At 34.4% G+C, this 12368-nt stretch carries 8 protein-coding genes; 1 reads left to right on the top strand and 7 read right to left on the bottom strand.

What is annotated here, in order from left to right:
* Both FUA22_RS04310 and FUA22_RS04305 read right to left on the bottom strand, forming a co-directional pair.
* Complete coding sequence (locus FUA22_RS04310; RefSeq protein WP_147766587.1) at positions 1-762, bottom strand: SDR family NAD(P)-dependent oxidoreductase; 762 nt, start codon at positions 760-762, stop codon at positions 1-3.
* On the bottom strand, positions 763-1851 hold the full coding sequence (locus tag FUA22_RS04305; protein ID WP_147766586.1) for a mandelate racemase/muconate lactonizing enzyme family protein: 1089 nt from the start codon (positions 1849-1851) through the stop codon (positions 763-765). It abuts the gene before it with no gap.
* A 175-nt stretch (positions 1852-2026) separates the two neighbouring features.
* Here FUA22_RS04305 and FUA22_RS04300 point away from each other — a divergent pair, with 175 nt between their 5' ends.
* Complete coding sequence (locus tag FUA22_RS04300; protein ID WP_147766585.1) at positions 2027-2893, top strand: AraC family transcriptional regulator; 867 nt, start codon at positions 2027-2029, stop codon at positions 2891-2893.
* Here the strand turns inward: FUA22_RS04300 and FUA22_RS04295 are convergent.
* From FUA22_RS04295 to FUA22_RS04275, 5 genes are all read right to left on the bottom strand, one after another.
* Positions 2877-3836: a ThuA domain-containing protein gene (locus tag FUA22_RS04295; protein ID WP_147766584.1), complete on the bottom strand. Its 960-nt coding sequence runs from the start codon at positions 3834-3836 to the stop codon at positions 2877-2879. The genes FUA22_RS04300 and FUA22_RS04295 overlap by 17 nt on opposite strands.
* A 192-nt stretch (positions 3837-4028) precedes the next feature.
* A complete protein-coding gene (locus FUA22_RS04290; protein WP_147766583.1) occupies positions 4029-5579 on the bottom strand; it encodes a sulfatase family protein in 1551 nt (516 codons plus the stop codon).
* Between the two features lie 176 nt (positions 5580-5755).
* A complete protein-coding gene (locus FUA22_RS04285) occupies positions 5756-7459 on the bottom strand; it encodes a hypothetical protein (protein ID WP_147766582.1) in 1704 nt (567 codons plus the stop codon).
* Between the two features lie 16 nt (positions 7460-7475).
* Entirely contained in the window at positions 7476-9242 is a 1767-nt protein-coding gene (locus FUA22_RS04280) for a RagB/SusD family nutrient uptake outer membrane protein (protein WP_241664750.1), read from the bottom strand.
* A 10-nt stretch (positions 9243-9252) separates the two neighbouring features.
* Positions 9253-12339, bottom strand: a complete 3087-nt coding sequence (locus FUA22_RS04275) for a SusC/RagA family TonB-linked outer membrane protein (RefSeq protein WP_241664749.1) — start codon at positions 12337-12339, stop codon at positions 9253-9255.
* Positions 12340-12368: the final 29 nt, after the last annotated feature.

Here is a 12368-nt window from a genome sequence, read left to right as displayed (position 1 = left end):
CTAAAAATTCACTGTTGCTCCACCATCAACTGGTAAAATAACACCTGTTATATATTTAGCACCTTCAGAACTTAGAAATACCGCTGCATTGCCTATATCTTCGGTTGTACCGAAATGATCCATAGCAATTCTGTTGGTTATTTGTTCTTTACGTGCTTGGTCTTTATTAACTGCATTTATAAACATATTTGAAGTAATCCAACCCGGTGCAATTGCATTAACTCTCACATTATCTTTAGCGTATTCTGTTGTTAAACTATTCACCAACCCAGTTAACGCTGTTTTTGAAGCACTATAAGCAATTACCCTATCAATCCCGAATAAACCAGCCATAGAACCTATCATAATCACAGATCCCCTTTTACGTTCAATCATTTTTTTTGCGCATTCTCTTGTTAGAGCAAACACACTTATTAGGTTGGTTTGAATGACGCGTTCAAAATCATCATCGGTTGTATCTTGAGCCCACGCCTTGTGGTGTATCCCAGCATTATTAACTAGAATATCAATACCGCCCATATTATTCTCAATATCTTCAACTAATGCTGGAATAGAAGCTCTGTCCGTAATATCATTTACGCGGTAATATGCATTATCACCTAATTCTTTTACTGCTTCTTGCAAAACGGATTCTCTTCTACCAGTAATGACTACTTTAGCCCCAGTTTCAACAAAAGCCTTTGCTATACCCAGGCCAATTCCAGTACCTCCTCCAGTAACTAGAGCTAATTTATTTTTTAACGAAAAAACTTCTAAACTCATTTATAACTTGATTTCGGTTAATTTATCTTCAATAAAATTGAATCCCCAACCAGGTAAATTATGTGGTTTTGCGAATCCATTTTGAATCACCATCGGGTTATCAATTAACGGGTCTACCCAATCAAAAGATTCTGCACCCACGCCATTGGAGATGGTGCACAATAAAGGCACATCATAGTCTTTATAATAATGTGGCAATACTGGTAAATTGAAACTTTGTGCCAAAGCAGCACTTTCACGCCATTTTTCCACCCCACCAATTCTTAAAATATCGGGTTGCCAAATATCTAATGCGTTCCTACTAGCCAGCTCCCTTAATGGTAGTGTATCGTATTCACGTTCTCCCATAGCCAATGAGATGCCTGCTTGATTTTTAAGAATTTCAAAAGCTTGGAAATTTTGGTGATTTACAGGTTCTTCAAACCAGTTTATATTTAATTCTTTTGCTTGTCTGGATAATTTCATGGCTGATGGTAAATCCATGCCCTGGTTGGCATCCATCATAATATCAACCTTTTCCCCAACAGCCTCACGTACTAAACGTAAACGCTCTACATCTGTACTTACTTTGGGCGAGCCAACTTTTATTTTTACAGCTTTAAATCCGCGGTTGGCATAATCGGTTACCTCTTCTATAAGTTCATCAATAGTATATGAAATCCAACCACCACTCCCATAAATAGACACCTTTTCCTTGCAAACGCCTAAAATATCTTGAACAGGTTGACCAAGTGTTTTTCCCCAAGCGTCCCACATGGCAATATTTACAGCTGCTTGTGCCCACCTATTAATACCTTGATTACCAAAATATTCTCCTAACTGGTCCAATTTATCATACACCATGCCAATTTCATTGGTTTTATGACCAATAATATGAGGGATGACATCTTTTAGAGCACCTACAATAGCGTTGGGGGAATATTGAAATGATAATAAATAGGACTCTCCAATAACACCATTTTCCAGCTGGATTCTAAGCACTAAAAATGATATTTCTGTAAGCGTATGGGTAGCGTCAGATATGGGCTTTTTTAGTGTTGTAGCCGTCTTGTATATCTTAGCATCCCTAATTACAATGTCTTTAGACATATTATATTTCTTTTTAATATTAATGGATCAGTTAAATCTGTCTTTACAAATTTATTGATTAAAGCGTTGGATGATTTCCACAATAGCGCTATTTTTATACACTATTTTGGTAATTTTACTTAAATTGACTTTTAAATTTTCCAAAAACATATACTTTTAACCAAAATTGTCTTAAATGAAAGCGAGATATCATGATATTAGAAACTCTCCTGGAAGCTCATTTAGGGTTTCCCTCTTTGAAGACAAGGAATTTCCTGCTGCATGGCATTTTCATAAAGAATATGAATTAACCTATATTATAAAGAGTACCGGAATTCGATATGTAGGTAATAACATGGATACTTTTGAAAATGACGATTTGGTCATGGTAGGTGCCAATCTTCCACATTGTTGGAAAACCATTGGTGAACAGACTGAAGACGTTGAGTGTATCATTATCCAATGGAATGAAGACCTTTTACATAATTGGTTAGACAAGAAAGAAGTGCAGCATATTCATGAGCTCTTAAAGCGTTCGCAACGAGGTGTCAAGTTTAATAAATCCTTCGCTAAGGAAATAAAGCAAAATTTGGTTAAATTGGTAGAAGCCCAATCCTTTGAACGCTTAATCCTCTTTTTACAAATTTTACAAAAATTGGCTTTGACCAATGAATTTGAATTATTGGCAGGTTCTAGTTTTTCAGAGAGCCTATCTTCAAAAGAAAGCGAACGTATTAATTCAATTTATAACTACCTAAAAGAGTATCATTTAGACAAAATAACTTTAAGTAATATTGCAAATGAAGTTTCTATGAGTAATGATACTTTTTGTAGGTTTTTTAAAAAGACTTTCAACACGTCATTCTTCTCTTTCTTGAATGAATACAAGGTTAGTATTGCTAGTAAAATGCTTATTGATACCGACTTATCAGTATCTGAAATTGGATATAAAACAGGGTATAATAATTTAACCTTTTTCCATAGGCAGTTTCAAAAACATATGGGAATGTCTCCCTCTAAATTCCGGAAAGCTTATCAAAGGATTCCTATTGTTTCAACTTAAATTCCCTTGCTGACACCATATTGGCATTTGGAAAATCTTTAGGTATTTCTATTGTCACCTTACCGGTTGCAGCCCATTCTGTTCCCCTTAATAGTGTTGTAATAAAACCAACACACTCGAAGGCTCTAGTATCATGCCCCAATGTAGTATGAAATACGCGTCCTTTATGATAATCAATTGTCATGAGCATTGGTTCTGCCCTATTTGACTTGGTGCTCATAGCAGTTCCAAGAATAGTAACCTCTTCAGCTGGTCCTCTAAGTTTGGCATAACATTCATCAAAAGTATGCATCCATTCCTTAGGAATTCCTTGGCTAATAGGATGCTCTTGATTATACATGGAAACTATAAATTCTTCCTTAGGACCATGTGCGCCACCGTAACCTTTAGAATCATCTTTGATTACATTGCCTTCATTATCAACATATAAGTAAGACCCGTGTTTCTCATTTCTATCCCAACCACCTATACCAATGGCTCTATTATATTCTTTCCATTCGGGGAAACAATTATCAGCTGCATGAACAGACACAAATCCACCACCTTTCTTTAAATACAAATCAAATTCGGTTTGCGTTTCCTTGGGCCATGGAGCAGCTCGCCAACCAAAATTTGAAATGATAACATCATATTTAGAAAAATTTGGTTTAAAATCAGGATCTGTAATTGCAGGATCAGTTTCAATACCTTCCTCTACTTTAGCTAATGACAAATATTTTGCTTCCCGCTTGCTATTGGTTAAATACTTAGTTCTTGCAATATCAACTTTAAACATTCCTGTTTCTTCAAGGTACTGACGCATCATTATAGTTGATTTTGGCCATACTGCATGATTATTTTGGCCGTCTATAATTAATACCTTAATTTTTTTCTTTGCAAACCCTTCGCATGAACTGCTTATAATTATAGTAAGCAAGAACAACAGAAAATGTTTAAATCTCATTTAATCAATTTTTTAATTTAAAGCTCTAATTTAGTTTATATTCTTGAGAATTAACCACTCTTTTTTGAATGACTATAATAAATATGATTATTACTTTTCAGATATGATTTTAGAAAGACAAAAACAAAAGCCTAATATTATTAGGCTTTTGTTTTTCAGAGTATGGGAATTACATCCCACATTTAGATATTCTTATTTCAACTCTAACTTTTGAATCTTTTTATAGTTTTCCCCTCTTAATGCAATAAATTTATTATGCATCTCTTTAAGTTTTTCTGGGTTAGACTCAGCAACGCTGTTTTGTTGACTTAAATCGTTCTTCAAGTTATATAACAATGGTACATCACTATTACCAACTTCAATATTAACTTGTGTATTTAATGGTTTACCTCCGTAAGATGGAATATACAACCAATCTCCACTACGTAAAGCGGTTCTAGAGGTTGCTTCGAGGATTAAGTCTTCACGACCTTTCTCACTTTTGCCTAAAAAGGCATCCAATAATTCTTGACTATCAGTACTTTTATCTTCAGTACCTACTAATTTAGCCACTGATGCTAATAAATCCATTTGACATACTAAAGCATCTGAAACTCCTGGTTGTATTTGACCTTTCCAGTATGTGATAAATGGCATTCTTGTACCAGCTTCAAATAAACTGTACTTACCACCTCTTAAAACGCCTGCTGGTGTATGCTCTCCGTTTTTAGTATCTGAATCGTCATAATAACCATCATTTAATACAGGTCCGTTATCACTAGAGAAAATAATTAAGGTATTATCTAATACTCCTTCTTCTTCTAAAGTCTTAACAAACTCACCTATACACCAATCTGCTTCAACAATTACATCTCCTCTAGGTCCTAAATTAGTTTTACCAACAAAACGAGGATGAGGCGTACGTGGTACATGTGGTTGTTGCATAGCATAGTATAAGAAAAATGGCTTTTCTTTATGACTCTTCACATAAGCTTGCGCCTTTTCTAAAAAATGATCTGCCATATCAACATCACTCCATTTAGCAGCGTCTCCACCTTTCATAAATCCAATTCTAGGAATACCATTTACAATACTGCTATTATGACCATGATGCCATTTCATAGTTAACAACTCTGGATTGTCTTTACCTGTTGGTTGTCCTTCAAAATTGTTTTTATAATCTACTTCAATAGGATCATTAGGATCTAAATTTACCACATACCCATCTTTAATATAAACGGTTGGAACACGATCTTGTGTAGCTGCAAGGATATAAGATTCATCAAAACCAACTTCATTTGGACCAGGAGTTACCTTTTCATTCCAGTTAACATTTCCTGATCCCAAACCTAAATGCCATTTTCCAACTATAGCTGTATCGTAACCTTCCTTTTTAAGAAGCTTAGGTAAGGTTTGTTGTTCTGTACTAATAATTAAAGGTGCCGTACCTGGTAATATTTTAGCACTCGTGTTTTTCCATGGATACATTCCGGTTAGTAAAGCATATCTACTAGGAGTACAAGTAGCAGATGAAGCATAACCGTTAGTAAATTTAACCCCTCCGTTAGCAAGAGCATCAATATTAGGCGTACTTATTTCTGTAGCACCGTATGAGCTTAAATCTCCATATCCAAGGTCATCTAAATAAATGACAACAATATTTGGGTTCTTAGCCTTTTCTTCTTGTACAGGTTCCTTTTTTTTTGTTTTAGCACAACTCACTATAAATAATGCGCTCAATAGAAGTAATGATAGTTTTTTCATTTTAATTAATTGATTTTACTTTTCTAGTGTTATATCTTGAATTACAAATATTATCTTTTTTTGTTAATCTGTTATTACCAAATGCTGCTAAAAGTATAACATATGGTTTAAAAGTGATTACTAACAAAAAAGGTTGTTCTTTTAGAAGAACAACCTTTTTTATAAACAACAATTATTTATGATCTTGGATCTAGTGGAATCCATTTTAAATCATCAAAATACATGGTTTGTTCTCCAGATACTCCAGGATTAGCTGCAGTATCAATGGCTAAATCAAATCTAGTTCCCGATCTAATATCAGTTCCAATGGTTTCAACTCTACTAATTTCTACCCATTTGCCACGTTCAACATTTTCAATATCCCAAACCATATTCATAAATGGATCTAATAATGCATTCCTAAATGACTTAATTGTGTTTCCTGCAGGTAAATAAACCTTATATGATATATGATATGTTCCCGCTGGTATACCATTCGGTTTTGAAAAATCAGAACCTTGAAGCTTCATGTTTTTTGAAAAATCGAATGTAAAACGCATACTTGCATCTCCTTCAGAAGCCATTTCAGTAGTTCTTCCAAAAACTGGTATAGCTTGACCACCAGAACCATCATCATTACTATTTCCTACCCAATAACCTTTAACTAACCCACGTTTCCAATTAGCATCTTCAGTTTCAAAACTGGCCCAAGAATTTACAAGAATACTATTACCTAAATCAATTTTAACCGGTTTGGGTCCAAAATCTAATAAAGTTCTTGAGTCTACTGATGCTATATTACCACCTGAAAATGAAATTTCTATTTCATCTGTGTTAAAAGTAGGGTCTGCTAAGGTTAGTTCAATTACCGTAGCATCATCTTCATTTATTTTAGCCGATGCTACCGGGATATTCTGATCAAAACCAGCAGCCGAATTTGTAACGTGAACTGTAAAGTTACCTTCTTCATTAACTAAAGTTTCAACCTCTCCAGTTACTGCAAATGAAATTACACCATCTGTGTTCATATTAACACCTCCTCCTATTTCAAAAGGTTTGGTAGAAGGTATTATTTCAATGTTTAAAGGTATTAATTTAGAACCTGTATATGATGGCACCTCTGCACCACTTCTTATACTCTCCATCCAAGCTGTATAATTTCCTAATTTATTATATTTTATTATAGCCTGTTGTTGATTACTTTGTTCTGGCTTTCCTCCCTCAAGATAAAAACGTCTTGATGTAGGTGCACCAGTTGTAGATAAATCTTCGAACATTAATTCTTCACCAGCTTCAATAGATACTGTTGGCCATGAACTCTTATTATTAATTGATGGCATCTCCGCTTCTGTTAAAGATAACACCTCTACCAAAGTTGGGTTATCTGGGTCTAAACTATAGTCATATTTATAAACCTTACATGCTGGGTTTGTTCTTGCAAAAACATCAATATTAAAAACTTGATCAATTACCCATTTTCCATTTACATTTACAGCATTTTCTACTTCATGTTTGAATATATTAAATAGTTTAACTTCATGTAAACCCGGTTCTTTAAACAATACATTAATTAATTTCTCTTCAGAAACTTTACTAGAAGTTTGTATAATAAAATTATCGTAAACGGAATCATTTCTTGTAAAATCGCCATTTAAGAACCACGCTGATTCTGGAATAGTCCATTTATGATCTATCACATTTTGCGACACATCATGAAACGTAAGATAATCATCTACATTTATTGCTCTGTTAAAGGTTCCAAAATCTCCACCCGTAGTAAAGGTTTGAAAACTTGAATAGTCGTCATAAGGCACTTCATAATCTTCATTATTCTGAGAACAACCTGCCAAAATTAAAGCCGTTATTCCAAAAAACACCAAGAGTTTATATATCTTTTTCATCTTGTTAAGTTTTAAATTAATTTGCATTTTGATTATTTAAAGTTTCAGATAATGGAAGCGGAAAATAATCGTGTAATGCTTCAACATAATTTTCAGCAGCCTCACGGTGTTCCATTACTGTATTAGTAATAGAAGGTACTGCTGTAGGATGTGGACCTTCTTGAATTAAGCTCAAATTTCTTGTAACTCCATCATTAGAGGTATAATTAGCTAAGTGATAGACTCTAGTAGCTAATTCTGTAAAACGCTCTTTAGCTACTCCCCATCTTCTTAAATCTGTTGTTCTTGTATTGCAACCTTCCGCCGCTAACTCTAAAGGGTATTCAATATACATTAAATGATCCATCAATGTTTCAGCTGTATAGGTAATCTCATCAAAATCATGAGCAGACCCATCACTTAAACCTAGACTAACTAAACCCCAACGTTGACGTATAGTATTAATGTTTTCTAGAGCACCAGCAAGGTCTCCTGTTTTAATTTGACATTCTGCAAGGTTTAAATACACCTCGGCCAACCTCTGAACTACTACATTTTTATGAGATTTCCATCCAGTTACTAATGTTTCAGGTTCACCAGCAACAATATCATGATTTGTGTATTTTTTGAAGTGTGAAAAAATAGTTGCTCCGAAAGCGTACGCTGAATTTGCCGGCGTATCTCCATAATAGGTAGATTCTTCATCATTTACAACCTGACAAAATTGTGCACATCTAAGTGGTACACTTCTAAACCTAACTCCTCCAGAACCATCATCAACATAGTTTCTTGGATCTTGCGAGTCCATTTGTTCATTTGAATATTCATAGGTTAACCAAGCTGTAGGTACGAAATCGGTTCTACCGCCATAACGTCCTCCACCAGGAGCCGTATATCTTGCCCATCTATGGAAAAAACTCTCTTCATCCCAGTTGCTATCTTCCACTTGATGTTTATCAGAATAATTAATCTCAAATATAGACTCTGAGTTAAAATCTCCTGCATGAGTAAATAGTAAACCAACATCGTCTCCTTCCAACAACTCAAATCCGTATTCTGAATTATCAATAACATCGTTAAGGTAAACCATAGCTTGCGTATACTCTTCAGTATGCAAATAACTTTTACCTAAAAGTGCCGCCGCAAAACCTTTATCAACTCGAGTTTTATTTTCAAATTGAGCAGGTAAATTATCATAAGCATATTTTAAATCTTCTCTAAAAAAAGCAATCACCTCGTCTGAAGAACTTACAGAGACAGAAAATTCATCTGATGTTCCTGGTATAAAATCTCTAATAATAACATTTCCATTATTGTATGTTGCATTTAACCACATATGAGCTAAACCTCTAAACAAACGCGCTTGTCCCATTTGATGAGACCATTCTTCTTGACTTTTTAAGTCCTCATCCATTCCGTTTAAACCAGTAATTACCTGATTTGTTCGAAACGCAACTTGATATAGGGCATCCCATTGTTGACCTATGGCATTACTTGCATCTGTAAATCCTTTTTGATAATATGGTCTACCAGACCCAAAAGGAGTTCTTCTACTCTTAGGAAATCCTATATCACTTCTCCAAGCATCAACCTCTAAGTTTAAAACAAACATACTTAACATACTTCCATAAACCGAAGTAAGGTTTGAATTAGACTCTATTAAACTTGACCAGTACACATCTGCCGAAACTGCATTTGGGTTTGTCTCCTCCAAATACTCTTCACAGGATTGCATTGTTAAAAACAATACAATAAACCCAATGAAATAAGAGCTACATTTTTTTATTTTATTAAAATTTTTCATATTATTTTTTTTAAAATTTAAGATTCACACCAAACGTATACAACGCGGTTAAAGGGTATTTAGCTTTATCAACGCCTCTTGCAAGTACATTACCCCCAATTTCTGGGTCGTACCCATTATAGTTAGTAAATGTAAGTGCATTTTGAGCTGATAAATACATTCTCAATTTTGAAATTCCAATTTTTTCTGTAACATCATTTGGCAAACTATATCCAAGAGTAACCTGTTTTAATCTTAAATAGTCTCCATCTTCCAACCAATAATCTGTATCTCCTCTATAGTTAAATGCCCCTTGAGCATCATCTGCATGAATAGGAATACCAGAAGTTGGGTTATCTAAGGTCCACATGTTTACCAAATTTTTATGTCTTCCTCTAACATGAGTTTCGGCACTGGTTCCATTTAAAATATCTGATCCAATACTTGCATACCAATTCATAGAAAAATCCCAACTTTTATAATTCCATCTTAAATTATACCCTACTTCGAATTCAGGTAAACCGCTACCATGATAGTATCTATCATCTAAAGTGATATCACCATCTCCATTATAGTCTACATATTTTAAATCTCCCAATCTAGCATTTGCTCTTGATGGAAATTGTCTATAAGCATCTAACTCTTCTTGAGTTTGAATAGTACCATCTGTTTCATATAAGAAATAAGCACCAACTTCATAACCTTCTGCAATTACTGTTGATCCACCATGACCGTTAACTAACTGAGCATTATTATTATAAATTAAAGTACTTCCAAACATTTTGGTTACCTTATTTTCATTTTTTGTAAATGTTGCCCCCATAGTAAGTTTACTTTTACCAATTTTGGTTCTATAGTTAGCAGCTAACTCTAATCCTTTATTTGTCATATTACCTACATTCAAAGTAATAGTTCTATCATAAAAAGACCCTCCAGAACCTGGCAGTTGTACAGGGAATAACATATCTTCTTTTCTTGTATGATAATAGTCTGCTGTAAGTGTAATTTTATTTTTCAAAAAAGATAAATCCACACCAATATTTCTTGAAATAGAAGTTTCCCAAACCACATCTCTATTAGCATAAGATTTTATTGCCGTACCAAATTCTACGGTACCATCAGTTTCATCAAAAATATAATCGGTATCCTGAACCAAAACAGGAGCATATTCATAATTAGGGAAACCATTATATCCTATTTCACCGTAACTTGCTCTAATCTTGAAATTATTTACTGTTCGTTTTAAAGAACTCCAAAATGCCTCATCAGAAACATTCCATGCTAATGATACCGATGGAAAAGTTCCCCAACGATTAGCAGCTCCAAATTTAGAAGACCCATCTCTACGTACTAAAGCTGACAATAAATACTTTCCTTTATAATCATAAGTAAACCTACCTAATAAACCAACAACGGTTTCTGTATAATTTCCATTACCAAAGTCACCACCAGAAAACACATCAGGGTTTACTGTTGCACCGTTTAATACCGTAATGTTATTATTTGCAACACCCTGTTTCATAGCAGTAAACTCTTCCCTAATCCGTTCATCAATTGCTGCCGTAGCTTGAAGACCTACATTATGATTTCCAAATTTTTTCTTATAGTTTAAACTACCATCCCATGAAAGTACAGTAGCTCTAATTGTGTTAGCTGTTACACTACTTTTTGTTGGATCTACTTCAGTTGTATTATCCGTAACATCAAACAACGTATATTGAGGAATGAAAATATTACGAATATCATTAGTAATACTACTACCCAACCTTGTAGTAAACGTAACATCGTTTCCTAATTTTCTTGATAAACTCAAGTTTCCTTGAAAACGATCTCTATTACTATCATCTTTTCTTTTAAGAGCCAAGGCTAAAAGATTAAGAGGCGTTGTAACCCCTCCATTACCATTAGTTATAACAACATCAACATCTGGGTCAACTTTTGGATAATAAGGTTTGTAACGAATAGCACTATTAATTAACCCTCCACTTACGCGAGCACGTTTTTCTGTTGTGAATGATAAACTACCGTTAATGGTCCAATTTTCGGATTTATAAGTAGTTGATATACGTGAATTTATCCTTTTAAATCTAGAATTAATAAGCTGTCCGTCTTGATCAAACAATCCTACAACAGCATTATATGTGAAATTCTTTGTACCCCCCGTAAAATTTAAATTATGCCTCTTAGTTTCGGCATTATTCACCAAAACATAATCATCAAATTTGTTATCATTATTCAACCATGTAACATTATTAAATGGTCCTGGTTGAAAGACTGAAACACCATTATTAAATTGAGCTGTTTCATAATAAATTTGTTCTGCAGTATTCATTAAAGGAATACCGTCACCCAGAGTTTGAATTCCATAACTGGAATCAAAAGTAACACTCATTCTTCCTTCTTGACCGCGTTTAGTAGTAATTAATATTACACCGGCGGCACCACGTGTACCATATACTGCGGTTGACGCCCCATCCTTCAAAACATCAATAGTTTCAATTTCGTTTGGACTTAAACCAGGGTCTCCTATTTGCGGAACACCATCAATTACATATAATGGCTCATTTGTACCACTAATAGAAGTTACACCACGAATTTGTACCTGAGCAGCAGCACCTGGTTCTCCACTAGAGGCTACAACATTTACACCTGCTATCTGACCTTGTAAAGCTGAAGAAACATCAGATGTTACAAATTGTTCTATATCTTCAGATTTTACCTGAGCTACTGCCCCTGTAAGTTCTTTCTTTTTAACTGTTCCATATCCAATTACCACTACTTCTTCAAGATCTTCTAGCGAAGAATCCATGGCTACATTTAATTTGCTTCCTGTTACTTTTACAGACTCATTTTCCATTCCCAAATAACTAAACTGGAGCATATCACCAACTTTAGCATTAATTGAATAGTTTCCATCAAAATCTGTTACCGAGCCAGTATTAGTTCCTTTTATAACAATGGCAACACCTGGAATAGGTAAACCATCTTCAGAACCGGTAACCGTACCTGTAACAGTCAGATTTTGTGCTTGCACTGACATAGCACTACACAAGGCAACAAAAAGTAACGCAAGTAAATAGCTGTACGTCGATTTGTTGACCTTTATTAGTTTGTTCATTTTCATTTGTTTATAATTAGTTTGTTGTT

Source organism: Seonamhaeicola maritimus, from assembly GCF_008056315.1.
Classification (GTDB): Bacteria; Bacteroidota; Bacteroidia; order Flavobacteriales; family Flavobacteriaceae; genus Seonamhaeicola; species Seonamhaeicola maritimus.
The sequence above is the reverse complement of the archived record's forward strand: the minus strand, read 5'-3'. Positions and strand labels throughout refer to the sequence as shown.

Excerpts from the sequence above, each read along its gene's own strand:
- FUA22_RS04310 (WP_147766587.1), bottom strand. The coding sequence starts at position 762 with ATGAGTTTAGAAGTTTTTTCGTTAAAAAATAAATTAGCTCTAGTTACT.
- FUA22_RS04305 (WP_147766586.1), bottom strand. The coding sequence starts at position 1,851 with ATGTCTAAAGACATTGTAATTAGGGATGCTAAGATATACAAGACGGCT.
- FUA22_RS04300 (WP_147766585.1), top strand. The coding sequence starts at position 2,027 with ATGAAAGCGAGATATCATGATATTAGAAACTCTCCTGGAAGCTCATTT.
- FUA22_RS04295 (WP_147766584.1), bottom strand. The coding sequence starts at position 3,836 with ATGAGATTTAAACATTTTCTGTTGTTCTTGCTTACTATAATTATAAGC.
- FUA22_RS04290 (WP_147766583.1), bottom strand. The coding sequence starts at position 5,579 with ATGAAAAAACTATCATTACTTCTATTGAGCGCATTATTTATAGTGAGT.
- FUA22_RS04285 (WP_147766582.1), bottom strand. The coding sequence starts at position 7,459 with ATGAAAAAGATATATAAACTCTTGGTGTTTTTTGGAATAACGGCTTTA.
- FUA22_RS04280 (WP_241664750.1), bottom strand. The coding sequence starts at position 9,242 with ATGAAAAATTTTAATAAAATAAAAAAATGTAGCTCTTATTTCATTGGG.
- FUA22_RS04275 (WP_241664749.1), bottom strand. The coding sequence starts at position 12,339 with ATGAACAAACTAATAAAGGTCAACAAATCGACGTACAGCTATTTACTT.